General features: G+C 52.9%; 20 protein-coding genes and 3 tRNA genes. 4 read left to right on the top strand and 19 right to left on the bottom strand.

The window, feature by feature from the left end; all coding sequences use genetic code 11:
• Positions 1–20: 20 nt before the first annotated feature.
• Positions 21–2,015: a methyl-accepting chemotaxis protein gene (locus DT73_RS01940; RefSeq protein ID WP_084172219.1), complete on the top strand. Its 1,995-nt coding sequence runs from the start codon at positions 21–23 to the stop codon at positions 2,013–2,015.
• Here DT73_RS01940 and DT73_RS01945 read toward each other — a convergent pair.
• From DT73_RS01945 to nnr, 15 genes are all read right to left on the bottom strand, one after another.
• Positions 1,952–3,586 carry an isovaleryl-CoA dehydrogenase gene (locus DT73_RS01945; RefSeq protein WP_036103122.1) on the bottom strand — a complete coding sequence of 545 codons (1,635 nt, stop codon included), beginning with the start codon at positions 3,584–3,586 and terminating at the stop codon, positions 1,952–1,954. The genes DT73_RS01940 and DT73_RS01945 overlap by 64 nt on opposite strands.
• Positions 3,587–3,682: 96 nt before the next feature.
• Complete coding sequence (gene rlmB / locus DT73_RS01950; protein WP_036103123.1) at positions 3,683–4,417, bottom strand: 23S rRNA (guanosine(2251)-2'-O)-methyltransferase RlmB; 735 nt, start codon at positions 4,415–4,417, stop codon at positions 3,683–3,685.
• 102 nt (positions 4,418–4,519) lie between these two features.
• On the bottom strand, positions 4,520–6,952 hold the full coding sequence (rnr, locus tag DT73_RS01955; RefSeq protein WP_036103508.1) for a ribonuclease R: 2,433 nt from the start codon (positions 6,950–6,952) through the stop codon (positions 4,520–4,522).
• Between the two features lie 39 nt (positions 6,953–6,991).
• Positions 6,992–7,417, bottom strand: a complete 426-nt coding sequence (gene nsrR, locus DT73_RS01960; protein ID WP_036103511.1) for a nitric oxide-sensing transcriptional repressor NsrR — start codon at positions 7,415–7,417, stop codon at positions 6,992–6,994.
• Positions 7,418–7,622: 205 nt separating this feature from the next.
• Positions 7,623–8,921 carry an adenylosuccinate synthase gene (gene purA / locus DT73_RS01965; protein WP_036103125.1) on the bottom strand — a complete coding sequence of 433 codons (1,299 nt, stop codon included), beginning with the start codon at positions 8,919–8,921 and terminating at the stop codon, positions 7,623–7,625.
• 102 nt (positions 8,922–9,023) lie between these two features.
• Complete coding sequence (locus DT73_RS01970) at positions 9,024–9,221, bottom strand: DUF2065 domain-containing protein (RefSeq protein ID WP_036103127.1); 198 nt, start codon at positions 9,219–9,221, stop codon at positions 9,024–9,026.
• Positions 9,222–9,289: 68 nt separating this feature from the next.
• Positions 9,290–10,291, bottom strand: coding sequence for a protease modulator HflC (hflC, locus tag DT73_RS01975; protein WP_036103129.1), 1,002 nt, complete (start codon positions 10,289–10,291; stop codon positions 9,290–9,292).
• A 2-nt stretch (positions 10,292–10,293) separates the two neighbouring features.
• Positions 10,294–11,547 (bottom strand): FtsH protease activity modulator HflK, encoded by a 1,254-nt coding sequence (gene hflK, locus DT73_RS01980; RefSeq protein WP_036103131.1) that lies wholly within the window; start codon positions 11,545–11,547, stop codon positions 10,294–10,296.
• 68 nt (positions 11,548–11,615) lie between these two features.
• On the bottom strand, positions 11,616–12,896 hold the full coding sequence (gene hflX, locus DT73_RS01985; protein WP_036103133.1) for a ribosome rescue GTPase HflX: 1,281 nt from the start codon (positions 12,894–12,896) through the stop codon (positions 11,616–11,618).
• A 74-nt stretch (positions 12,897–12,970) separates the two neighbouring features.
• On the bottom strand, positions 12,971–13,279 hold the full coding sequence (hfq, locus tag DT73_RS01990; protein ID WP_036103134.1) for an RNA chaperone Hfq: 309 nt from the start codon (positions 13,277–13,279) through the stop codon (positions 12,971–12,973).
• A 99-nt stretch (positions 13,280–13,378) separates the two neighbouring features.
• Positions 13,379–14,329, bottom strand: a complete 951-nt coding sequence (gene miaA / locus DT73_RS01995; RefSeq protein WP_036103136.1) for a tRNA (adenosine(37)-N6)-dimethylallyltransferase MiaA — start codon at positions 14,327–14,329, stop codon at positions 13,379–13,381.
• Positions 14,322–16,331 (bottom strand): DNA mismatch repair endonuclease MutL, encoded by a 2,010-nt coding sequence (mutL, locus tag DT73_RS02000; protein WP_036103139.1) that lies wholly within the window; start codon positions 16,329–16,331, stop codon positions 14,322–14,324. Before mutL ends, miaA begins: the two co-directional genes overlap by 8 nt.
• A gap of 9 nt (positions 16,332–16,340) precedes the next feature.
• On the bottom strand, positions 16,341–17,666 hold the full coding sequence (gene amiB / locus DT73_RS02005) for an N-acetylmuramoyl-L-alanine amidase AmiB (RefSeq protein ID WP_036103141.1): 1,326 nt from the start codon (positions 17,664–17,666) through the stop codon (positions 16,341–16,343).
• Between the two features lie 13 nt (positions 17,667–17,679).
• Complete coding sequence (gene tsaE, locus DT73_RS02010) at positions 17,680–18,141, bottom strand: tRNA (adenosine(37)-N6)-threonylcarbamoyltransferase complex ATPase subunit type 1 TsaE (protein ID WP_036103142.1); 462 nt, start codon at positions 18,139–18,141, stop codon at positions 17,680–17,682.
• Entirely contained in the window at positions 18,138–19,658 is a 1,521-nt protein-coding gene (gene nnr, locus DT73_RS02015; protein WP_036103143.1) for a bifunctional ADP-dependent NAD(P)H-hydrate dehydratase/NAD(P)H-hydrate epimerase, read from the bottom strand. The genes tsaE and nnr overlap by 4 nt, the downstream gene beginning before the upstream one ends.
• Between nnr and queG the strand changes: the two genes are divergently transcribed.
• A complete protein-coding gene (queG, locus tag DT73_RS02020; protein ID WP_036103145.1) occupies positions 19,657–20,796 on the top strand; it encodes a tRNA epoxyqueuosine(34) reductase QueG in 1,140 nt (379 codons plus the stop codon). The two genes, nnr and queG, sit on opposite strands and share 2 nt — an antisense overlap.
• A gap of 267 nt (positions 20,797–21,063) precedes the next feature.
• On the opposite strand, the gene DT73_RS02025 is transcribed toward queG, so the two are convergent.
• The 4 genes from DT73_RS02025 to orn all read right to left on the bottom strand — a co-directional run bounded on the left by DT73_RS02025 (position 21,064) and on the right by orn (position 22,074).
• A tRNA-Gly gene (locus tag DT73_RS02025) sits at positions 21,064–21,139 on the bottom strand.
• 34 nt (positions 21,140–21,173) lie between these two features.
• Positions 21,174–21,249 (bottom strand) — tRNA-Gly (locus tag DT73_RS02030).
• Positions 21,250–21,283: 34 nt separating this feature from the next.
• Positions 21,284–21,359 (bottom strand) — tRNA-Gly (locus DT73_RS02035).
• Positions 21,360–21,528: 169 nt separating this feature from the next.
• Positions 21,529–22,074 (bottom strand): oligoribonuclease, encoded by a 546-nt coding sequence (gene orn / locus DT73_RS02040; protein WP_036103147.1) that lies wholly within the window; start codon positions 22,072–22,074, stop codon positions 21,529–21,531.
• A 110-nt stretch (positions 22,075–22,184) separates the two neighbouring features.
• On the opposite strand from orn, the gene rsgA reads away from it, so the two are divergent.
• Positions 22,185–23,240 (top strand): small ribosomal subunit biogenesis GTPase RsgA, encoded by a 1,056-nt coding sequence (gene rsgA / locus DT73_RS02045; protein WP_036103148.1) that lies wholly within the window; start codon positions 22,185–22,187, stop codon positions 23,238–23,240.
• A gap of 101 nt (positions 23,241–23,341) precedes the next feature.
• Complete coding sequence (asd, locus tag DT73_RS02050; RefSeq protein ID WP_036103514.1) at positions 23,342–24,271, top strand: archaetidylserine decarboxylase; 930 nt, start codon at positions 23,342–23,344, stop codon at positions 24,269–24,271.
• Positions 24,272–24,280: the final 9 nt, after the last annotated feature.

The following is a 24,280-nucleotide window of genomic DNA, read 5'->3' on the forward strand; positions in this document are numbered from 1 at the left end:
CAAAATACGGCAGCGATATTATGACTTCTTTTAAATACTGGGGATTAGGCGCGCGCTTGTCAGTAATGACAGCCGGTAGCGTCGCGGTACTCTTTTTCATTTTTACCGTATTTCTTGGGCGCCAGGCCAGCCAACAGCTGGAAGAACAGGCCCTGCAAGACATGAAAGCGCAGGTCACTGGCATTCACGATACGGCACAAATGTTTAACAGCAGCCTCAACAGTGAAGTGGCCAGCTTTACTCAGCTATTTGCCAGCTTTCTGCCCCAACCTCTCTCGGTTGACCCGCAACAAACTGCAGAAATAAGTGGGCACAAGGTACCACTCCTGAAAGGCGGAGATATTCCGCTACACGAAAATAACCAGTTTTCCGATGACTTCCTGGCACGCAGTGGTGCAATTTCCACATTATTTGTTCGCTCGGGCGATGACTTTGTTCGGGTTGCAACATCTTTACGCAAAGAAGACGGCTCCCGGGCAATGGGCACACTGCTTGACCGTAGCAGCCCTTCCTGGGCCAAAGTCAGTAAAGGTGAAGTCTATCGTGGCCTGGCGCTGTTGTTTGGCAAGCGCTATATCACCGAGTATCAGCCAGTAAAAGATACCAGTGGGCAGACGATTGCCGTGTTGTTTGTTGGCGTCGATATCAGCGATGCCTGGCAGTTGATGCGCGAAAAAGTAATTTCCCGCCACATTGGGCAAAGCGGCCAGTTTTTTGTTCTGAGCAATGCACCAGGGAAAACCTGGGGGCAATATTTATTTGATGCCAAACAGGAAGGGAAAACGCCCAACTGGCCGGAAAATATCAGTAAAGAGGTGTTAAACCAGCCTTCCGGCTCGACTTCATGGCAATCACCTGAGAGTGGCAATACGGCTCTGGTCTGGACCACGTTACCTGACTGGAAATGGGTGATTGTGTCTGAGGTTAATAAAGATCAGTTGCTGAGTGATATTACCCGCATGCGTGATAGCTTCCTGGTCGCTGGCGCAGTACTGGTTGTTCTCTTTGCGCTGTTCTTTATCTGGCTGATACGCCGTTGGGTCAGCCAGCCGTTACAACAGGTTATCGGCCTGGCACACCTGTATGCTGGCGGAGACCTGCGCCAGTCGATTCACACACAACGCCATGATGAGATTGGCCAGTTAATACAAGGGATTAATGGTATTGGCGATGGCCTGAATACCATAGTTCAGCAGGTACGCCAGACGGCCGAAGAAATCAGCCACAGCACAGACACACTGGCGACCGACAGTGATGAAATTGGTGAGCAAATTACCAAACAGGCCAGCAGTGTTGAAGAAACATCGGCCAGTATGGGGCAGCTTGCCACTACTGTTGCGCAGAACGCGGACAATATGGGAACGGCACAAGGGTTAGTTGAAGAGACAACGCAGGCAGTGCACAGCGGCGGTATCACGGTAAAACACGCGGTCACCACCATGGATGCAATTCGTGAAGCATCACAGCGGATTGCGGATATCACCCATGTTATTGAGTCGATTGCTTTTCAAACCAATATTCTGGCACTGAACGCGGCGGTAGAAGCTGCTCGTGCCGGTGAACACGGCAAAGGGTTTGCCGTGGTCGCCCAGGAAGTCCGGGCTCTGGCCGCACGCAGTGCGAATGCCGTGAAAGAAATTGACCAGTTAATTGCAGACACACTGGAAAAGGTTAGCGAAGGCCATGTGTTGTCGCAGCAAACCAGCCAGTCGATGGAGGATATTACCGGGCATATTGAGCACATCAACCAGTTAATTACCACCATCAGCTCGGCTTCGCAGGAGCAGTCTGCCGGTATTGGCCAGGTTAATATAGCGATGACACAAATTGGCGAGTCCACACATATTAATGCCCGGCGCATTGCCCGCACGGAAGAAGTGGCCCACAGCCTGAGAAGCCAGGGCCACCACCTGACGGAATTAGTGAAGCTGTTCCATATAAAAGACAGCCATCACCCTGCGCCACCGGTCGCCCTGAGCAGGATATCAGAGAGTACCGGCTCATCAATTAAGTGATCGCCACGTGAGTCCAGCGCCATCTGGCACCAGGTTTCCGCAATACGTGGGGGCAGGTGGCGCAACATTTCAGCACCAGTGGCAAGGAGTGCTAACTGGCTGGTAATTTGCCGGCTGAATGCTTCGCCAGGCTTACGCAAATGCGCCTGTAATTGCCGCCAGGTGCGGTCGAAGTGGCGGCTCTGCCCTTTGACCTCAGCAAAATTCGCCTGCAATAAACTCACTACGCCCGGCTGTTTTTGTAATACACGCAGCACATCAAGGCACATAATATTCCCGGAGCCTTCCCAAATACTGTTCACTGGCATTTCCCGGTACAAACGGGGTAACTCGCTTTCTTCGCAATAACCAATGCCCCCCAGTACCTCCATGGCTTCTGCCACAAAGGGAATGCCTGACTTGCAGATATGGAACTTCGCTGCCGGGGTGAATAAGCGCGCCCACAATTGTTGATTTACATCCCCCCGTTGCCCCAGTGCGCCCGCCAGGCGGAATAAAAAGGCCGTTTGCCCTTCGAGTTGTAACGCCATACGCCCCAGCACCTGGCGCATTAATGGCTGATCCACCAGATGTTTGCCGAATACCTGGCGTTGATGCGCATGGTATAACGCGACGGCGAATGCCCTGCGCATCAGGCCATGGCTGCCCAGCGCGCAATCAAAACGCGTCATCGCTCCCATACGCAGGATATGGCGAACGCCCTCACCTTCTTCACCAATCAGCCAGCCATGGGCATCGAACAGTTCTGCTTCGCTACTGGCGTTAGAGCGGTTGCCAAGCTTATCTTTAAGGCGCGCCAGGCTTAAGGCATTACGCTCACCATCAGGCAACAGGCGGGGAACAAAGAAACACGACAACCCGCCTCGCGCCTGTGCCAGTACCAGGTGCGCGTCACTCTGGGGAACAGAGAAAAACCATTTATGCCCTACCAGGCGGTAAGGCATGCCACACCCGGGTACTGTCTCTGGATCTGCTCTGGTGGTGTTGCTCATCACATCAGAACCGCCCTGCTTTTCTGTCATGCCCATACCAATCAGCAGGCCTTTTTTCTGTGTCGCGGGTAACTGATGGGCATCGTAACGGTCGCTGAGCAATGATGGCAGCCAGTTGCGAAATTCTGCGGGTAACGCCTGTTGTAATAATGGCGTTGCGGCAAAGGTCATGGTAACCGGGCACAAGGTTCCCGCTTCAACCTGAGCATGAAGAATAAAACGGGCAGCACGCGCAGCAAAAGCGTCAGGCTGAGGGTCTTTCAACCAGGGAAGGTTATGTACCCGGTTAGCAAACAGGCCCTGCATCAATAAATGCCAGGAAGGGTGAAAGCGCACTTCGTCAATGCGTTCTCCGCGCGGGTCATAACGGAGCAGTTCTGGTGGGTTGGCATTTGCCAGCCGCCCAAGTTCTAGTGACTCCGCCGAGCCAAGTTGCTGCCCAATACTGGCGAGTAACTCGCCATCCCAGCCAGCACCTTCGCGAATAACGGCATCGCGCAGTGCACTATCAGAGAGGAATAAATTACTGTTAATCAGTGGAGTGGGTTGATTAAAGACGGTATGAGTTTGCCAGCGCATGGTTTGTCTCCCTTTATGCCATTACATAAAGTATGGACTGTGCTGGCGGTTTATCACCGGGCAGAGTCACAAAGCGTGCGCCCTGACCGGATTCCGTTATTTACTGCGCTGGCGCACCGCTTCAAACAGGCACACACCTGTCGCCACAGACACGTTCAGGGAAGAAACTGTGCCTGCCATCGGGATGCTGATAAGCTCATCACAATGTTCACGGGTGAGACGGCGCATGCCTTCCCCTTCCGCGCCCATGACCAGTGCCATCGGGCCAGTCATTTTGCTTTGATACAGCGTATGGTCCGCCTCACCTGCCGTGCCGACAATCCAGACGTTTTCGTCTTTCAGTAACCGCAGAGTACGGGCAAGGTTAGTGACCCGAATCAGCGGCACATTTTCTGCGGCACCACAGGCCACTTTTTTGGCTGTCGCGTTAAGTTGCGCAGAACGGTCTTTTGGCACAATTACCGCATGGACCCCGGCGGCATCAGCACTACGCAGGCAGGCCCCCAGATTATGGGGATCCGTTACGCCATCCAGCACCAGTATGAACGGCTGTTCGTACTGAGCGATAAGGTCAGGCAGATCATTTTCCTGGTACTGCCTGCCAGGCTTAACACGCGCAATGATCCCCTGGTGGACAGCGCCTTCGGACTTATCATCCAGCCACTGGCGATTCGCCATTTGGATAACTATCCCCAATGATTCAAGGGAATGAATCAGAGGTAACAGACGCTTGTCTTCGCGGCCTTTCAGGATAAACACTTCCTGAAAACGCTCCGGTGCTCTGTCCAGCAAGGCCTGCACGGCATGAATGCCGTAAATCATTTCACTCATGTATGGTACTCACTCTGGGCACAGTGCCCGGGTTACAGTCAAAAAACAAAACTCCGCCCGGTTGGACGGAGCCTGCTATTAGTTTACCAGCCGTAGGCTGCACTATTGCGCTTTTTTCTTCGCCGCACGCTTCGCTTTGGTTGCTTCGGCGATTTTACGTGTTTTTTCCGAAGGTTTTTTCGCTTTTTTATTTTTTGGTGCACGTGCCTTTTTCGGCTTTTCACTGCGGAATTCGCTGTCTGGCTCGAAATTCACACGTTTACCGCCCTGGCGCCGCCGTGGCGGCCGGGTGCTGGCTGCACTTTTTTTACTTTTCTCCCGTGCGGTTTTTCCGGCACCGCGTACTTTGCGCTCGCTGGAGATCAACGCAAAATCGATTTTACGTTCATCCATGTTGACCCCTTCAACCCGGACTTCCACATGGTCCCCCAGGCGGTAAGTCTGCCCGCCGGATTCACCAATCAGCCGCTGGCCTACCTGGTCGAAACGATAGTAGTCATTATCCAGTGACGAGACATGCACCAGGCCGTCGATAAACAAGTCATCAAGGCGCACAAAGAAACCGAAGCCGGTCACACTGGAAATCACGCCGCCAAAGGTTTGGCCCACCTGGTCCTGCATGAAGTCACATTTCAGCCAGTCTGCCACATCGCGAGTGGCTTCGTCGGCACGGCGCTCAGCCATGGAACAATGCAGGCCAAGCTGAATCATCTCTTCCGTGCCGTAGTGCCAGCCACCACCCGGTGTGCTGGTGCCGGTCTCCCCGTTCTGGCGGGCGAGCAAATATTTGATTGCCCGGTGTAAAGACAAGTCCGGATAACGGCGAATTGGCGATGTGAAGTGCGCATAAGATTGCAGCGCCAGGCCAAAGTGCCCACGGTTTTCTGGGTCGTACACGGCTTGTTTCATGGAACGCAGCAACATAGTTTGCAGCATTTCATGATCAGGCCGGTCTGCAATGGATGCCAACAATGCGGAGTAGTCTGCCGGTTCAGGTTTATCACCGCCAGGCAGGCTTAACCCCAGCTCCGCCAGCACTGAACGGAAAGAGGTAATAGCCTCTGTGCTGGGGCGGTCATGAATACGGAACAACGCAGGCTCTTTGTTTTTCTCCACAAAACGGGCGGCCGAAATGTTCGCCAGAATCATGCACTCTTCAATCAGTTTGTGGGCGTCGTTGCGCTGAGTTTGTTCGATACGCTCAATGCGGCGTTCTGCGTTAAAGATAAATTTAGCTTCTTCGCTTTCAAACGAGATCCCACCACGCTCTGCACGTGCGCTGTCCAGAACCTTGTAGAGGTTATGCAGTTCTTCCAGGTGTTTCACTAACGGGCGGTAATGCTCACGCAGCTCTTCATCGCCTTGCAGAATATGCCACACCTTGGTGTAAGTCAGGCGCGCATGGGAGCTCATGACTGCTTCGTAGAACTGGAAGCCGCTCAACTTGCCTTTTGAAGAGATGGTCATTTCACAAACCATGCACAGGCGGTCAACTTGTGGGTTCAGCGAGCACAAGCCATTTGAGAGCACTTCCGGCAGCATTGGCACTACCTGGGAGGGGAAGTAAACCGATGTACCGCGGTTATGGGCTTCTTTATCCAGCGCGGTGTAAGGGCGAACATAGTAACTGACATCCGCAATCGCCACCCACAAACGCCAGCCGCCGCCGCGTTTTTTCTCACAATAAACGGCGTCATCAAAGTCGCGGGCATCTTCACCATCAATGGTGACCAGGGGTAAGTCGCGTAAATCGACACGCCCTGCTTTGGCAGATTCCGGCACTTGTTCTTTCAGCCCGGCAATCTGTTCTTCAACAGCCTGCGGCCAGACATAAGGAATTTCATGAGTACGCAGCGCGATATCCACTGCCATACCTGTGCCCATATTTTCACCGAGCACTTCAACAATTTTACCTATTGCTTTGGTGCGGCGGGTGGGGCGTTGGGTCAGTTCCACCACCACCATGAACCCCATGCGGGCACCCATGATCTCTTCCGGTGGAATAAGAATATCGAAGCTCAGGCGGCTGTCATCCGGAACAACAAACCCAACCCCTGCATCAATAAAATAGCGACCAACAATTTGGCTGGTTTTCGGTACCAGAACCCGCACAATACGGGCTTCCCGGCGGCCACGACGATCTGCGCCGAGCGGCTGGGCCAGCACTACATCACCGTGGATGCAGGCTTTCATTTGTTCAGAAGACAGGTACAGATCATCTGCCCGGCCTTCAACCCGCAAGAAGCCATAACCATCGCGGTGGCCCATCACGGTGCCTTTCACCAGGTCAAGGCGCTCCGGTAAGGCGTAGCACTGGCGACGAGTGAAGACCAGTTGGCCGTCACGCTCCATAGCGCGCAGGCGGCGACGCAATGCTTCCGTTTGCTCTTCGCCTTCAATTCCTAATGCTTTTGCCAGTTCTTCACGGTTAGCAGGTTTTTCCTGCTTTGACAGATGATCAAGAATGAACTCCCTGCTGGGAATAGGATTGGCATATTTTTCTGCTTCGCGTTCCTGGAAAGGATCTTGTGACATATCGGTTCCTCCGTTGTCATCCTCAGGCAGTTCAGGCATTTATTCCACCTGTAGTAATTGATAAAGCGGTGGGTTTGCATCCACCATTTCTGCCAGGGTGTGGTTATCAAGCTCCTGAAGAAAATGCTGCACACCTTGTGCCAGCACTTGCCTGAGCCTGCAAGCCGGGGTGATGTGGCAAAACTCACCGCTGCAATTAACCAGTTGCAACGGTTCAAGCGCCCGGACGACATCGCCAATACGAATGCTTTCAGCCGGTTTACCCAGGCGAATACCGCCATTTTTACCCCGGACAGCATCGACATAACCTGCCCGGCTAAGCTGGTTAATAATTTTGACCATATGATTACGCGACACACCATAAACCTGTGTCACTTCGGAGATACTGGTCATACGATCTTTTGGCAAAGCCGCCATATAAATCAGCGCGCGCAAGCCATAGTCAGTAAAACTTGTTAACTGCACATCAACCTCAGATAGCTGCACAAAGGGCTTACTCCCCTGGCAGGGGATTTGTATTGATGATAAACCAGCCACCAGCCAGGCCGCTAATTTATTTAGGAAAAGGTGCAAAAAAGGCAGGGTTTATCCTGTTTTTGATGTGTTTTTTGGCGTTTTGAACCCAACTGGAAATAACAGGGCAGAAAGGAGCCTTTCTGCCCGGAAGTGATTACGCGTCGTAAGGGTCGCGCAGGATCATGGTTTCAGTACGATCCGGACCGGTGGAGATGATATCTACCGGTACACCTGTCAGTTCTTCAATGCGTTGAATGTAGTTCAGTGCAGCCTGAGGCAACAGGCTGCGGTCTTTCACACCAAAGGTGCTTTGAGACCAGCCAGGCATAGATTCGTAAATAGGTTCAATACCTGCCCAGTCATCTGCAGCCATTGGCGTTACTGTTACTTCACGACCATCTGGCATACGGTAAGCAACACACAGTTTCACTTCATCCAGACCATCCAGCACATCCAGTTTGGTCAGGCAGAAACCAGACAAGGAGTTGATCTGTACCGCACGGCGAACCGCCACGGTGTCCAGCCAGCCAGTACGGCGGCGGCGGCCAGTGGTTGCACCATATTCATTACCTTGTTTGCACAGGTATTCGCCGACATCATCGAACAGCTCTGTCGGGAACGGACCGGCGCCAACACGGGTAGAGTAAGCTTTGATAATACCCAGTACGTAATCAACGTAACGTGGGCCAAGGCCAGAACCCGTTGCCACGCCACCAGCAGTGGTGTTGGAAGAGGTGACATACGGATAAGTACCGTGGTCGATATCCAGCAACGTACCCTGAGCACCTTCAAACATGATGTGTTCACCACGCAGACGGGCTTTATCCAGCAAGTCAGAAACGTCAACCACCATGGCGGTCAGGATGTCGGCGATAGCCATGACATCATCCAGAACTTTCTGGTAATCAACCGCTTCAACTTTGTAGTAGTTCACTAACTGGAAGTTGTGATATTCCATCACTTCTTTCAGTTTTTCAGCGAAGACTGCTTTATCGAACAGGTCGCCCACACGCAGACCACGGCGAGCTACTTTATCTTCATAAGCAGGGCCGATACCACGCCCGGTAGTACCAATAGCTTTCGCGCCACGTGCTTTTTCACGCGCGTTATCCAGCGCCACATGGTAATCCAGGATCAGCGGGCAAGCTTCAGACAACAACAGACGTTCACGTACCGGAACACCACGGTCTTCCAGTTCTTTCATCTCTTTCATCAACGCGGAAGGAGACAACACTACGCCGTTGCCGATAATGCTAACGACATTTTCGCGAAGAATACCTGAAGGAATAAGATGCAGAACGGTTTTTTCACCGTTGATTACGAGAGTATGACCTGCGTTGTGACCGCCCTGATAGCGTACAACATATTTTGCTCGTTCGGTCAGGAGATCGACGATCTTCCCTTTACCTTCGTCACCCCATTGGGTGCCCAGTACGACGACGTTGTTACCCATTTTTCAAAATCACCGTTTGCTTAAAAATGGATTCTACCACCGGATCCCCCGATGTTCAGCCCTTTTTATATACAGATTTTGAGTTTTTTGCCGGTTTTCTGCTCAGTTAATCGTTTTCGTCAACATGTAGTAGACAACGATGCCGGCAACCACAAGACCGCCCCCAAAACGGCGTAACAAATGGTCAGGCAATTGCGACAGGCTCTGTACCATTTTGCGCCAGGCACTGGGATATATCATTGGACCAATCCCTTCCAGCACTAATACCAGTGCAACTGCCATCCAAATTGTTGTGTTCATTTTTTATTTTCCACGGACAAAAAAAGAGCCGGAATAAACCGGCTCTTTAACAAAGAATGTTCGCTATCTTAGCGTGAATTACCTGTTGGTGTCTTCATGTAGCGGAAGAAGTCACTGTCCGGGCTCATCACCATGACATCGTTGCCGCCAAAGCTGCTTTGATACGCTTTGAGGCTACGAATAAAGGCGAAGAAATCCGGGTCTTTGCCGAATGCGTCAGCAAACAGTTTCGCTGCCTGTGCATCCCCTTCCCCGCGTTCAATCAGAGCCTGGCGTTGTGCTTCAGCCAGAGTGCGCGTCACTTCATAGTCAGCAGCGGCACGCAATTTCTCTGCTTCTTCCTGGCCCTGAGAGCGGTGGCGACGGGCAACGGCTTCACGCTCAGCACGCATACGGTTGTAAATCGCTTCAGAGACTTCTGCTGGCAGGTTGATTTGCTTGATGCGGACATCAACCACTTCAATCCCCAGCGCCGCCATACTGTTCGGGTTCACCGCAGCAACTTTACCATTCGTTTCCTGCTCCACACGGGCTGCCGCCGTTGCAATGGCATCGTCAGCTGCTGGCGTGGCCACTTCATCGTCGGAACCGGCAGAACCGGAGTTCAGCGCATCACGCACTTCCAGCGTTAAACGCCCACGGGAATCCGTCACGATGTCTTTTACATCCAGGCGGCCAATTTCAGAACGCAGACGGTCACTGAACTTACGTTTTAACAACACTTCGGCCTGAGAAACATCCCCACCACCTGTTGCCAGGTAGTAGCGGCTGAAATCGCTGATCCGCCATTTAATATAGGAATCAACAATCAGGTCTTTTTTCTCTTTGGTAACGAAGCGGTCTGCCTGGTTATCCATAGTCTGGATACGTGCATCCAGCGTTTTCACGGTAGTGATAAACGGCAGTTTAAAGTGCAGACCCGGTTCGAACACCTCAGGGATGTTGTCGTTGTTACGCAGCACTTTACCAAAGCGCAGGACAATGCCACGCTCGCCTTCTTTCACCGTGAACAGCGAGGTGTACATAACAACCAGCACAACAATAATAATTCCAATCAACGATTTACGCATTGTTACTCCCCTCCACGGCGCTGGTAGTCGTTACGCTGCGCATCCGCACGGCGCTGGTCCATGATATCGCCCTGGCTGGATGACGATTTGCTGGCAGCACTGCCGCCGGAGCCAGAGACAGGCGGAAGATGTAACAATTGACTGGTGCTACTGCTGCTTTCCGGCTTTGCATCAGAAGAGGATGCCCCCTTCATCAATTGGTCAAGCGGCAACACCATCAGTTTATTGCCATTATCGTTTACCAGTACTTTGCGTGTGTGGCTCAGCACTTTTTCCATGGTTTCGATATACAAACGCTCGCGGGTAATTTCCGGGGCGGCTTTGTATTGCGGCAGCAATTCTGCAAAGCGAGCTACTTCACCCTGCGCTTCCAGAACTGTCTGCGCTTTATAAGCACGGGCTTCTTCCAGAATACGCTGTGCCTGACCATTCGCTCGCGGCTGAACTTCATTCGCATAAGCTTCTGCTTCACGAATGTATTGCTGTTCGTTCTCACGCGCGGCAATCGCATCATCAAACGCGGCTTTTACTTCTTCTGGCGGACGCGCCGTCTGGAAGTTCACATCCAGCAACGTAATCCCCATGTTATAAGGCCTGATGGTTTCTTCCAGTTCGCGCTGGGTATCGGCGCGAATCAGCGTACGGCCTTCTGTCAGAATTTTATCCATCGTGTATTTGCCGATAACACCGCGCAGTGCGCTATCTGTCGCCTGGCGCAGGCTGTCATCCGGGCTGGTCACACTGAACAAATATTTTTCAGGGTCGGTTACCCGGTACTGCACGTTCATTTCTACGCGCACGACGTTTTCATCGGCTGTCAGCATGATGCCAGACGCTGCCAGCTCGCGTACTGATTCCACGTTAACCGGCCGGACTTCATCAATGAAAGTCGGCTTCCAGTTCAGGCCCGGCTCCACCAGATGGCTGAATTTCCCGAAGCGGGTAACAACCCCACGTTCCGCTTCTTTGATGGTATAGAAACCGCTGGCGGCCCAAATTATCACGGCAGCTGCGACAACAATACCAACGATGCGCCCGCCCACAGGGCTACGCGAACCTTGCGGTGTATTATTGCCTGAGCCACTACCGCCGCCAAACCCACCGAGCTTTTTACTCAGTTTACGGAAGATATCATCCAGATCAGGTGGCCCCTGATCCCGCCCTCCTTTGCTTCCCCCAGAGTTGCCGCCTTGATTATTGCTGCTGCCCCACGGGTCGCGGTCCTGTCCGTTATTACCGGGCTGATTCCACGCCATGTTTATGCTCCATACTTGTTATGCGGTGATATCCCCCGCAGGGGAAGTGTCTTCAGGGCATACCTGCATCAGGTGATGTAATCCACCAACGCAGGTTCTTGTTTACAAAGGCGACGCCAGTCAACCACAGGCAAACGCACCTGCAGGCCCATGCTGCCATCGTCCTCCATCCACTCTTTTTCTATCGCCTGAAGCTGATAAAACCGGCTTCTCAAACGCCCGGCCTGAGGAGGTAAACGTAACGTATGCAACGCAATCTCCCCGGATAAACGTTCCGTTAAAGCCTGGAAAAGCAGTGGTATACCTTCTCCTGTCTGCGCAGAAAGCCAGACACGAACTGGTACATTATTTTCATCCCTGTCGATACGTGGCGCAAAACCGTCCAGGCAGTCGATTTTGTTCATCACCAGCAGCGTAGGGATTTCCAGTGCATCAATTTCATCAAGTACCGCATTTACGGCATCGATGTTCTCCTGCACCCTGACATCTGATGCATCAATAACATGCAGTAACAGTGTTGCCTGGCGCGTTTCCTGCAATGTGGCTTTAAACGCCGCCACCAGGTCATGCGGTAAATGACGAATAAACCCAACGGTATCCGCCAGCACAGTTTCACCCACATCCGCCACATCAATACGGCGCAAGGTAGGATCGAGTGTTGCGAAGAGCTGATCGGCTGCATAAACTTCCGCAGTCGTCAGGCTGTTGAATAGTGTGGATTTCCCGGCGTTGGTATACCCCACCAGCGAAACGGTGGGAACATCCGCACGGGTTCGTGCCCGCCGGCCTTGTTCACGTTGTTTCTCAACACGTTCAAGGCGCGATAAAATTTGGGATATGCGGTTACGCAACAAACGGCGGTCCGTTTCCAGCTGCGTTTCACCCGGGCCACGCAGGCCTATCCCCCCTTTTTGGCGTTCAAGGTGGGTCCAGCCACGTACCAGACGGGTAGCAAGGTGACGCAACTGCGCCAGTTCCACCTGCAATTTCCCTTCATGTGTACGCGCCCGCTGGGCAAATATATCCAGAATGAGTCCGGTCCTGTCGATAACCCGACATTCGCATAAACGCTCAAGATTACGTTCCTGAGCAGGGCTTAATGCATGGTCGAAAAGAACAACTGATGCCCCAGTGGCTTTCACTGCATCAGCAATCTCTTCGGCCTTACCTTCACCAACAAAGTACTTCGGGTGCGGCGCCTTACGGGTACCAGTAATCACCTGCAAAGCGTCGACACCAGCGGAAGAAACCAGAGATTCAAACTCCTGGAGATCTTCCATGTCTTTGTCTTGCGAAAAATAGATGTGTACCAGTACCGCCTGCTCACCGGCGTCATAACGGTCAAACAAGCGTAAAACCTCTCAAAATACCAGCGGGGAACACAGATAACCTGGTTCCCCGGCGTGGATTAACAGCCAGCAACTTATTCAGCGCTGTCGCTGTCCTGTTGTGATCCTGCGCCTTGCGCATTACCACCGTGATGGAAATTACTATTGCTACCCGTAGCGCCCGGATTGTTGTGATGAGAAACAGGGCGGGACGGAACAACAGTAGAAATCGCGTGCTTATAAACCATTTGGCTGACTGTGTTTTTCAACAGAATCACAAACTGGTCAAAAGACTCAATCTGACCTTGCAGCTTAATACCATTCACCAAATAAATAGAAACTGGAACACGTTCCCGACGCAATGCGTTCAGAAACGGATCTTGCAAAGATTGCCCCTTAGCCATTCTATCTTTTCCTTATATGCTTGTTGTTTGTACTAAAGAACCCTCAGGCTCATAAAAAGACGTAAAATCTCGCGCACGATGCGGTTCAATTGTACACATTCAGTCAGCCTTCGCACCAACTACCTGTAATACTTCATTGCAGGCTTGTTCAGGGTTATCACTGTCAAGCCAGTGAACACCTTCCCACCCCCGCAACCAGGTCATTTGACGCTTGGCCAACTGCCTCGTGGCGCAAATACCGCGATAAACCATTTCGTCCCTGGTGTACTCCCCCGCCAGATAAGACCACATCTGGCGATACCCCACACAACGAATGGAAGGCATGTCCGTATGCAAATCGCCGCGGGCAAAAAGCGCCCGCACTTCTGCTTCAAATCCCGAAGCCAACATCTGATGAAACCGCTGCTCAATACGCTGATGGAGCAGTTCACGGCTCGCCGGGGCGATGGCGAACTGATGCACCTGATAAGGCAGAGCTTCCCCTGACGTTTGCGTCAACTCAGTTAAAGTTTTACCCGAAATAAAAAAAACTTCCAGTGCCCGGGAAAGTCTTTGAGGATCATTCGGATGAATACGCCCGGCAGAAACAGGATCTATTGCCTGTAATTGCCTGTGTAAAGCATCCCATCCTTGTGCCTGTGCTTGCTGCTCAATCTGTGCTCTTATTGCCGCATCAGCGGAAGGCAAAGGTGACAGCCCTTCCAGTAATGCTTTGAAATAAAGCATAGTTCCACCGACCAACAACGGAATTTTCCCGGAAGCGGTGATGGATTCCATTTCAGCCAAAGCATCGCGGCGAAAATCTGCTGCGGAATACGCCTCAGAAGGATCCCGAATATCCAACAACCGGTGAGGTGCCTGTGCCAGTTCTTGTGCATCCGGTTTTGCCGTACCGACATCCATTCCCTTATATATCAGGGCAGAGTCAACACTAATCAACTCTACGGGTAAAAAACGCCGTAATGTGATTGCCAGTGCGGTTTTACCGGAGGCGGTTGGCCCCATCAAAAAAATTGCCTTTGGCAGGTTTTGCTTACTCACTTCAGTCATGTTTCAGAGCGCTTATCGCCGGTTTCAAATCAATAGGTTGCAACAGACCACCTGGCGGGGACATTACCAACTGTGGGCAAAGGCGCTCCAGTTCTGTCAGGAGAGTAATCGCCTGAGAAAGGGACCACTCACGGGGTTCGCTTTCCAGCTTTCCTGCCAGCCAGTGCGCAATTTGCGCTGCATCACATTCTTTTTGTCCGGCCAGGTAGCCTATCAGGTCAGGAATCAAGTTTTGTAAATTTTGTTGCCTCAAGGGTAAAGGCACTGCGCGCACAGTCACAAATTGCGCGTCAATATCTAAGATTATCCCTAAATTTTGTAGTGTTTCTTGCTGCTGTTTCAGGGTTGCCCGTTCCCCGGCATCCAGTTTCAGCCGTACCGGTATCAACAAGGGTTGTGCGCAGGCTTTTTCCTGCCCCGGCATAAGCTGCGCACGCCGTAACCAGCGCTGTGCGACAGGCAATGCCATCAGGCAGATACCTGAGCGCCGCTCAAGCAGCACCATATCCGGGGCGACCACTGCCAGTGCACGCCCCAGGCTTTGCTCGCGAGCAGACAATACGTGGTCCCCGGCCGCTGCCTCAGCGGGTTGTTCAGTTGCCGCAAGCGCCTGTGGCGTCTCCAGCAGTTTTTGGTATAACGCACCTTGTTTTTTCTGGTAGCCCGGCACGGCATTAGGCCAGCTATTGTGCGCGGCCTGCCCGCCAGAACCAGAATGGCCAGTATCCGAAGCAGACCTGCCGCCAGAAGACCCAGCCCCGCCGGAATAGTGCTCAGCACCGGATAAACGCGCGGAAGATGTTCCCCCGGACGGGCGTTCACTGAATTGCGGTGCGGTGTCATGTTTATCAGGGGTTTCGTGCAGCGAAGCTGCCCGGTTTTCTGGGGCCGAAGGGCTGCGGGTAAACTGATTTTCCCCGGCGGCGGTGCGGTTCTCCGGCTGCCATGCACTGGCCGCAGGGGCATCTGCAAGCGCGCCGTTTAACCCTAATGGGTTTTCCTGATATTGCTGGAAGACACTCAATACGCCCTGATAAATAAAATCATGTACCAGGCGCGACTGATGAAAACGCACTTCGTGTTTCGCCGGGTGAACATTCACATCCACCTGATGTGGGTCAACGGTGAGATACAGGACATAAGCCGGTAACTGGTCCTGCCCCAGGCGGTCTTCGCAGGCCTGGCGAATGGCATGATTAATCAATTTATCACGCATCATTCGGCCATTAACGTAGCTGTACTGGATATCAGCATTTGCCGGGTTGTGGCTGTCTGGCGCCACCACCCAGCCTTTCAGCCCTAAATCACCGTGCTGCCATTCAATCGCCAGCGCGTGTTCCATAAATGCAGTGCCACAAATGGCGCCCAGGCGGCGCTCTTCTTGTGACCCCGCTTTCACCGCCCTGTACTGGCGGACCATTTTGCCGTTATGGGACAAATTAATTGTGACATCAAAGCGGGCCAGCGCGATACGGCGAATAATTTCATCGATATGAGCAAATTCGGTTTTTTCTGTGCGCATAAACTTGCGCCGTGCCGGGGTGTTATAAAACAAATCCAGCACTTCCAGCGTGGTGCCCTGAGGGTGAGCTGCGGGTTTGACTGTGACTGCCATCTCGCGCCCTTCCGCATAAGCCTGCCAGGCTTCCTGCTGGTCTGCTGTACGGGAAGTCAGGGTTAACCGGGAAACGGAGCTGATACTGGCAAGCGCTTCACCACGAAAGCCAAGGCTCATGATGGCTTCCAGGTCGTCCAGCGAGGCTATTTTACTGGTTGCATGGCGCGATAAAGCCAGCGCCAGCTCATCTTTGCCAATGCCGCTACCGTTATCACGTATGCGAATCAACTTTGCGCCACCGCGTTCAATATCAATATCAATACGCGTTGCACCCGCATCCAGGCTATTTTCAACCAGCTCTTTCACGACCGATGCCGGGCGCTCAACCACCTCGCCAGCGGCTATCTGGTTTGCCAGTTGTGGTGGTAGTACCTGAATCGGCATGGCCTCTCCTTACTGTGAATTGCGGCTAATCATACCGTTTGTTTGACCACCGGGTGATGCCTGTAACGGATTAGCAATGAAATAGTTTCTCAGCCCCTGGTAAATCGCATTGGCAATTTTTTGCTGGTAGTCATCACTCGCCAGTAACTGCTCTTCGCGGCTGTTACTGATAAACCCGGTTTCCACCAGCAATGAAGGGATATCCGGAGAACGCAGCACGCCAAGGCTGGCATGCTCCGGATGGCGCTTGTGCAAATCACCAATGTTATTTAACTGGCGAATCACATAAGTGGCGACATCATAACCAACTCGCTGTGAGTGACCAAACTGTAAATCCAGCACAGCCTGGCTCAGGTAGGGATCGGCCTGGTTTGCCAGCACATCTCCCGCGCCCCCCAGCAACTCAGACTGCTTTTCATGTTGCTCCAGCCAGCCAGCCATTTCGCTGTCTGCCCGGCGGTTGGACAGTACCCAAACGGAAGCGCCGGTGGCTTCACGGTTTGGCGCGGCATCGGCATGAATGGAAACCAGCAAGTTGGCATTCTGTTTACGGGCTACTTCCGAACGCCCCATCACCGAGATGAAGTAGTCGCCATCGCGAGTCAGCACACCTTTAAACATCGGGTCATTATTCAGTAAGGTACGCAGTTTTCGGGCAACAGATAACGTGACGTTTTTCTCGCGAGTGCCGCCTGCGCCAATCGCCCCCGGATCCTGCCCGCCATGGCCTGCATCAATCGCCACCACCACCTGGCTACCACCAGCAGACGGGCGGCTTCTCACTGGCTGAGGCGGTGTGCGAGTGCTCACCACGCCAGTGACTTTCGGTTCATCACTGTGAAACGGGTTGCGGCCACTGTCTGGTACGCTTGCTGTAACCGGTGTACGGGTTGACGGTGTTGGTTTAACAACTGGCGCTGCAGCTACAGGTGGCGCTGGCGGCGGTTTCACGGCATCGATAGTAAAGACCACAGCAACCTGAGCGCCCCGGGCCTGTTTGCTGGCGCGAACCGTCCCTTTTTCGGTTAAATCCACCGCCAGGCGCAGTGTTTGTGGGTCGCCAGACGAAGTGGAGCGAATTTGATGCACCAGATTGTCGCCACTGAATACCAGAGGCAGGCCCTGAATCACACCACTTTGTTGAATATCAAGTAACACCGTTCGGGGAGAGGACTGGGAGAACCGGTACTGCGGGTCACCCATAAACAAAAACGTAATTCTGGCCTGTTCAGCGCCATTCGATACCTGAATATCCGCAACGGTCGCCGCGCGGACAGGCAAACATAACATCAACACAATGGTGGCTAACAGCCACATGATTCCCCGAACAGACATGCAATCTTCCTTGTTAATTAGCCAGACGGGCCACCAAAGCCGTTCCTGCTTCAGAGACAGGGGTGACTACCGCTTCACGACCTTCTCCCTGCCAGGATAAATGCAGTTCTACATCAGGCTCGGGTAACACACCAGTACCTTGCTGCGGCCATTCAACCAGGCAAATCGCATCACGGGTAAAGTAATCACGAATGCCCATAAATTCGAGTTCTTCCGGGTCTGCCAGGCGGTACAGGTCAAAGTGATACACCATCATATCGCCAAGGTCATAAGGTTCTACCAGGGTGTAAGTTGGGCTTTTCACATTGCCCTTATGCCCCAGGGCCTGCAAGAAGCCCCGGCTGAACGTGGTTTTACCGGCACCCAGATCACCATATAAATAAATTACCGTCGCCCCCTGGCAGGCTTTTGCGAGACGTTCGCCAAGGTGAATCGTTGCCTGTTCATCGGCCAGTGGGATAACACAATTTGTCATGATTTCATCAATTCAATTTCAGGGTTAACAAACGAATACAGTGCAGACAATAGATCCATTGCCAGCATACCGCGTGTGCCATAACGTGCCGCCAAACTATCTGCAGCGGCACCATGCGCCACACAGCCCGCGCAGGCAGCATCAAATAGCGGAAGATGCTGGGCTAATAACGCCCCGATAATACCAGACAACACATCCCCCATACCGCCACTTGCCATGCCTGGATTGCCCACGTCAATAATAGCCTGGCGACCGGCAGTGGCGATAACAGTGCCCGCACCTTTCAGCACCACACACCCGCCATATTGCTCAACCAGACGGCGGGCGGAAAGTAAGCGATCACTTTCGATTTCAGCAACAGAGCACCCCAGCAAACGCGCGGCTTCGCCAGGATGCGGCGTCATCACGCGATTGTCACCTGTTATGGGATTTATTGCCAGAAGGTTCAGTGCATCCGCATCCCATAGCATCGGTTTAGCCGAATGCTTTACGCGTTCAAAGGCATCACGCCCCCAGTCCTGCTGGCCCAGCCCCGGGCCAATCACCACGACATCTGCCCAGCGCAGGCTCTCATCGAGCGATTCAGGCGTCAGAGCCTGAACCATCAATTCCGGGCGCGCAGTCAATAACGCAGTGGCATTTTCCGGGCGTGTCAGTACCCTGACCAAACCAGCTCCGGCACGCAGCGCCGCTTCACCAGCCATGCGAATCGCCCCGGCAGTACCGGTATCGCCGCCAATCACCACCAGGCGGCCATGGTTCCCTTTATGGGATGTCGCTCTGCGCGGATGCAACCAGCATTTCAGGTCACCCTGATCAAAACGCTTCACCGGCGCATCCTGCTCCGCCAGCCAGCCTTCCAGCCCCAGAGCATGGTAATGCAGTTGCCCCACTACATCGCGGGCTTTCCCGGTCAACAAGCCGGTTTTCAGGGCGATAAACGTCACTGTATGGCTGGCTGAGACTACCGCCCCCGGCGTGGTGCCGGTATTGGCATCCAGGCCTGATGGCGCATCCAGAGCCAATACCGGAGCCGGGTGCTGGTTCACCTGCTCGATTACCGCGGCAAGGTTTTCTCTGGGAGCCTGGCGAATACCGGTTCCCAGTAGCCCATCGACAATCAGGTCAACCTGCTGCGGCCAGGCCGAGGTAACCGGGGAAATGAGCCCCCCCGCCGCCAGCCAGGCGCTGCGTGCGGCCTGCGCTTCATCCGGCAAGGGTTTGTCGCTCTCAACTGCCAGTACAGTAACCTGAATACCGGCAGCCTGCGCATAACGGGCAACCACATAGCCGTCACCGCCGTTGTTACCGTGGCCGCATAACACCAGCCAGTGGTGGCTTGCGGGAAAAGTACTGCGGGCGACAGCAAACGCGGCTTCACCCGCCCGCTGCATCAGTTCATACAGTGAGACACCCGTTGCGGCCGCAGCCCGGGCTTCCGCCTTACGCAACCAGTCTGCGGACCAGACTGACTGTGGTATACTTGCAGAGTTTCTGTTCAGGTAATGGTCCGTCATGTCTCAGCCCTTCGTTCTTGGTGAATTAGCGCAAAAAATTAAACAGTGGGGCAAGGAACTGGGGTTCCAGCAGGTCGGTATTTGCGATACAGACCTGAGCGCCAGTGAACCCGCGCTCCAGGCATGGCTCGACAAACAGTATCACGGAGAAATGGAGTGGATGGCACGCCATGGCATGATGCGCGCTCGCCCCCATGAATTATTGCCGGGTACATTGCGGGTTATCAGTGTGCGCATGAATTATCTCCCCACCGGTGCCGCTTTTGCCAGTACGCTGAAGAACCCACGCCTTGGTTATGTCAGCCGTTATGCGCTGGGGCGCGATTACCACAAGCTACTACGCCAGCGCCTGAAGCAACTCGGCGAGCGCATTCGTGAACACTGTACTGAACTGAATTTTAGACCTTTCGTAGATTCAGCGCCTCTTCTTGAACGCCCTCTGGCTGAAAAAGCCGGGTTAGGCTGGACAGGTAAGCACTCACTTATCCTCAACAAAGAAGCCGGCTCATTCTTTTTTCTTGGTGAGTTACTGGTGGATATCCCACTGCCCGTTGACCAGCCGGTTGAAGAAGGCTGTGGGCGCTGTGTTGCCTGCATGACTATGTGCCCAACCCAGGCGATTGTCGCGCCTTATACCGTGGATGCCAGGCGCTGTATTTCCTACCTTACCATTGAATATGAAGGTGTCATTCCTGAGGAATTCCGTCCTTTGCTGGGCAACCGTATTTACGGCTGTGATGATTGCCAGCTAATTTGCCCATGGAACCGCTTTTCCCAACTGACGGATGAAGCCGATTTCTCACCACGTAAAGCGTTACACACCCCAGAACTGCTGGAATTATTTGCCTGGGATGAAACCCGGTTCCTTAAAGTAACCGAAGGTTCGGCGATTCGCCGAATAGGGCACCTGCGCTGGCTAAGAAATATTGCGATAGCGCTGGGGAATGCTCCCTGGGAAAGTGCGGTACTTAATGCATTGGAACAACGCAGAGGTGAGCACCCACTTCTGGATGAGCATATTGAATGGGCGATTGCGCAACAATTAGCGAAGCGGGAAGCATTGAGTGTGACCGTGTCTTCAGCGCAACAACAACGCCTGGTCAGGGCCATTGAAAAAGGATTATCCCGGGATGCGTAAGTATCCACAGCCTGTTCATAAGAAAAAAAACAGGTTGTCATTCAACAGTAAAAAAATCGTCAAGTGATCCAGGTAACATTTATCAATATATTTAAATAACTTAAAAATCATTAAGTTACATGATTACACGCCATAAAAAACCGAAATAAACCGGGGCAGTGACTTTTTTATCAACCTGTGGATAAGTTTGTTCACAACTTTTTTCCAGGCAATAAAAAAACCACCCTGCAGCACTTCAATGCTGTGGATAGTATGATGAGAAAAATTTGGAGCGGGAAACGAGACTCGAACTCGCGACCCCGACCTTGGCAAGGTCGTGCTCTACCAACTGAGCTATTCCCGCTTGGGTGGTACTGGCCTGATGGCCTGTCAAATTTTGGAGCGGGAAACGAGACTCGAACTCGCGACCCCGACCTTGGCAAGGTCGTGCTCTACCAACTGAGCTATTCCCGCTTGGGTGGTGCTGGCCTGACGGCCTGTCAAATTTTGGAGCGGGAAACGAGACTCGAACTCGCGACCCCGACCTTGGCAAGGTCGTGCTCTACCAACTGAGCTATTCCCGCCCTGTGCAACTCTGCAAAACAGCATCGTCACGGGAGGCGCATTATACGAGAATTCGCATTTACCGCAAGCCCTGAATGAGAAAATTTCGTGCTTTTTGTTTGAATGATGATTTATTCAACAAAATGGTGATTTTCCCAGCGGATGAGGGGCTTGCCCTCACCCAGCTTGTTACAACTTGATAAAATTCTCGCGGTAATAAGCCAGTTCCGCCACGGATTCACGAATGTCATCCAGCGCCTGGTGAGCACCTTGTTTCTTAAATCCACTGAGAATTTCTGGTTTCCAGCGGCGAGCCAGCTCTTTCAGTGTGCTGACATCTAGATAGCGGTAGTGAAAATAAGCTTCAAGCTCCGGCATGTATTTGAATAAAAAACGGCGATCCTGGCCGATACTGTTACCGCAAATCGGCGAAGTATTGGCAGGCACCCATTCACGCAAAAATTCCAGTGTCGCCTGCTGTGCTGCGTTGTCATCCATCTGGCTGGATTTCACACGCTCAACCAGGCCACTGGCCGTGTGGGTACGCACATTCCAGTCGTCCATCAGCGCCAACTGCTCATCAGACTGGTGCACGGCAATTACCGGGCCTTCAGCCAGAATATTCAAATCGGCATCAGTTACCAGCGTGGCAATCTCAATAATGCGGTCACGTTCCGGATCCAGCCCTGTCATTTCCAGGTCAATCCAAATCAGGTTATTTTCTTTCGCACTCATGCTTTTTCTGTCCTTTTCGTCTCTTGGCGCACTGACAATCGGTTATTTCGTATAAAATAGCGTGTATCATAGAGGTTTTGCCCATTGTGGGCGACCAGGAGCCACCACGATTGAGTAAAAATAAACTCTCCAAAGGCCAACAACGCCGCGTGAAAGCGAACCACCAGCGCAGGTTGAAAAACCCTACGGAGAAAACAGATTACGACGATACGCTGTTTGGCGAGCCACAAGAGGGTATCGTTATCAGCCGTTTCGGTATGCACGCTGACGTTGAATCCTCCGACGGCGAAGTCCACCGTTGCAACATTCGCCGTACCATCAAATCCCTGGTTACTGGCGACCGCGTGGTCTGGCGCCCGGGCAAACCCGCAGCTGAAGGCGTGATGGTCAACGGCATCGTCGAGGCGGTGCACGAACGAGCCTCCGTACTGACCCGGCCTGATTATTATGACGGGATAAAACCCATCGCTGCCAATATCGATCAAATTGTGATTGTCTCTGCAATTCTGCCGGAACTCTCCCTGAATATTATTGACCGTTATCTGGTTGCCTGCGAAACCCTGGATGTTGAACCATTGCTGGTGCTCAATAAAACCGATTTGCTTGATGAAGACGCACTGAACTTCGTGAACGAGCAAATGGATATTTACCGCAAAATTGGTTACCGCGTACTGATGGTTTCCAGCCATGCTCACCAGGGGCTGGAAGAGCTTGAAACCCTGCTGACAGGCCGTATCAGTATCTTTGCTGGCCAGTCTGGTGTGGGGAAATCCAGTTTGCTGAATGCGTTGTTAGGGCTGGATGAAGAAAAAATCCTGACTAACGACGTTTCCGATGTTTCTGGCCTTGGGCAGCATACCACCACCGCCGCGCGCCTTTATCACTTCCCCCATGGTGGTGATGTCATTGACTCCCCCGGCGTTCGTGAATTTGGTCTGTGGCACCTGGAAGCGGAACAAATCACCCAGGGTTTTGTCGAATTCCATGATTATTTAGGCACCTGTAAATACCGCGACTGCAGCCATAACAATGATCCCGGTTGCGCCCTGCGCGCTGCCGTTGAACGCGGTGAAATAGCTGAAACCCGTTTTGAAAACTATCACCGCATTCTGGAAAGCATGGCGCAAGTCAAAACCCGTAAGAATTTTTCAGAAACCGATAACTGACAACCAGGCAGGCTGCCGTTAAAATTCGTCGCCCTGTATACAGGCCCGGTCAACACGCGATGCCGGGCAAGGAAAAGCAATACAACGGCCTGGAGGCTAACTTGCTAAATAACATTAAACTTTCACTTCAATACATTCTGCCCAAACTGTGGCTGACCCGGCTGGCTGGCTGGGGCGCAAACAAGCGCGCAGGCTGGCTGACCAAACTGGTGATTGATGCGTTCGTTAAATGCTACAAAGTTGACATGAAAGAAGCGCAAAAGCCGGATACTGCCAGTTACCGTACCTTCAACGAATTTTTCGTGCGCCCTTTACGGGAAGATGCGCGCCGTCTGAACACCGACCCAAATGCTCTGGTAATGCCAGCCGATGGCGCGGTGAGCCAGTGCGGGGCGATTGAAGACGATAAACTGCTGCAGGCGAAAGGCCATGATTACACGCTGGAAGCCTTGCTGGCAGGTAACTACAACATGGCGGCACTGTTTCGTAATGGCAGCTTCGTCACTACGTACTTATCCCCGCGGGATTACCACCGGGTGCATATGCCCTGCAACGGCATTCTGCGGGAAATGATTTACGTGCCGGGCGACCTGTTCTCCGTCAACCCGTTAACCGCGCAAAATGTGCCTAATCTGTTTGCCCGTAACGAACGAGTTATTTGCCTGTTTGATACCGAGTTTGGCCCAATGGCACAAATTATGGTGGGCGCGACCATCGTTGGCAGTATTGAAACTGTATGGGCTGGTACCGTCACTCCGCCACGGGAAGGGATAATTAAACGCTGGACCTGGCCTGACGGCAGCCAGGAAGATGCGGTTGCGTTACTGAAAGGCCAGGAAATGGGGCGTTTTAAACTGGGCTCAACCGTGATTAACCTGTTTGCGCCAGGTAAAGTGACGCTGGATGAACAACTCAAGCCATTGCTGACCACCCGCCTTGGCGACACACTGGCCTGGGGAAGTGTGGCTCACGCTGAACAAGGCGACAACCTGGCAACAGAGCAGGTTCAACCCGCCGCTGAAGACAGTTAACTACTAACC

This window comes from Mangrovibacter sp. MFB070 (assembly GCF_000705335.1).
In the GTDB taxonomy this organism is placed as follows: Bacteria; Pseudomonadota; Gammaproteobacteria; order Enterobacterales; family Enterobacteriaceae; genus Mangrovibacter; species Mangrovibacter plantisponsor.

What these genes read in the sequence shown, in the direction of transcription:
- hflK (WP_036103131.1), bottom strand. Translation starts at nt 11,547, where the DNA reads ATGGCGTGGAATCAGCCCGGTAATAACGGACAGGACCGCGACCCGTGG.
- rlmB (WP_036103123.1), bottom strand. Translation starts at nt 4,417, where the DNA reads ATGAGTGAAATGATTTACGGCATTCATGCCGTGCAGGCCTTGCTGGAC.
- purA (WP_036103125.1), bottom strand. Translation starts at nt 8,921, where the DNA reads ATGGGTAACAACGTCGTCGTACTGGGCACCCAATGGGGTGACGAAGGT.
- DT73_RS01970 (WP_036103127.1), bottom strand. Translation starts at nt 9,221, where the DNA reads ATGAACACAACAATTTGGATGGCAGTTGCACTGGTATTAGTGCTGGAA.
- nnr (WP_036103143.1), bottom strand. Translation starts at nt 19,658, where the DNA reads ATGACGGACCATTACCTGAACAGAAACTCTGCAAGTATACCACAGTCA.
- amiB (WP_036103141.1), bottom strand. Translation starts at nt 17,666, where the DNA reads ATGTCTGTTCGGGGAATCATGTGGCTGTTAGCCACCATTGTGTTGATG.
- DT73_RS01945 (WP_036103122.1), bottom strand. Translation starts at nt 3,586, where the DNA reads ATGCGCTGGCAAACTCATACCGTCTTTAATCAACCCACTCCACTGATT.
- miaA (WP_036103136.1), bottom strand. Translation starts at nt 14,329, where the DNA reads ATGACTGAAGTGAGTAAGCAAAACCTGCCAAAGGCAATTTTTTTGATG.
- DT73_RS01940 (WP_084172219.1), top strand. Translation starts at nt 21, where the DNA reads ATGACTTCTTTTAAATACTGGGGATTAGGCGCGCGCTTGTCAGTAATG.
- orn (WP_036103147.1), bottom strand. Translation starts at nt 22,074, where the DNA reads ATGAGTGCGAAAGAAAATAACCTGATTTGGATTGACCTGGAAATGACA.
- tsaE (WP_036103142.1), bottom strand. Translation starts at nt 18,141, where the DNA reads ATGACAAATTGTGTTATCCCACTGGCCGATGAACAGGCAACGATTCAC.
- mutL (WP_036103139.1), bottom strand. Translation starts at nt 16,331, where the DNA reads ATGCCGATTCAGGTACTACCACCACAACTGGCAAACCAGATAGCCGCT.
- hfq (WP_036103134.1), bottom strand. Translation starts at nt 13,279, where the DNA reads ATGGCTAAGGGGCAATCTTTGCAAGATCCGTTTCTGAACGCATTGCGT.
- rnr (WP_036103508.1), bottom strand. Translation starts at nt 6,952, where the DNA reads ATGTCACAAGATCCTTTCCAGGAACGCGAAGCAGAAAAATATGCCAAT.
- queG (WP_036103145.1), top strand. Translation starts at nt 19,657, where the DNA reads ATGTCTCAGCCCTTCGTTCTTGGTGAATTAGCGCAAAAAATTAAACAG.
- hflC (WP_036103129.1), bottom strand. Translation starts at nt 10,291, where the DNA reads ATGCGTAAATCGTTGATTGGAATTATTATTGTTGTGCTGGTTGTTATG.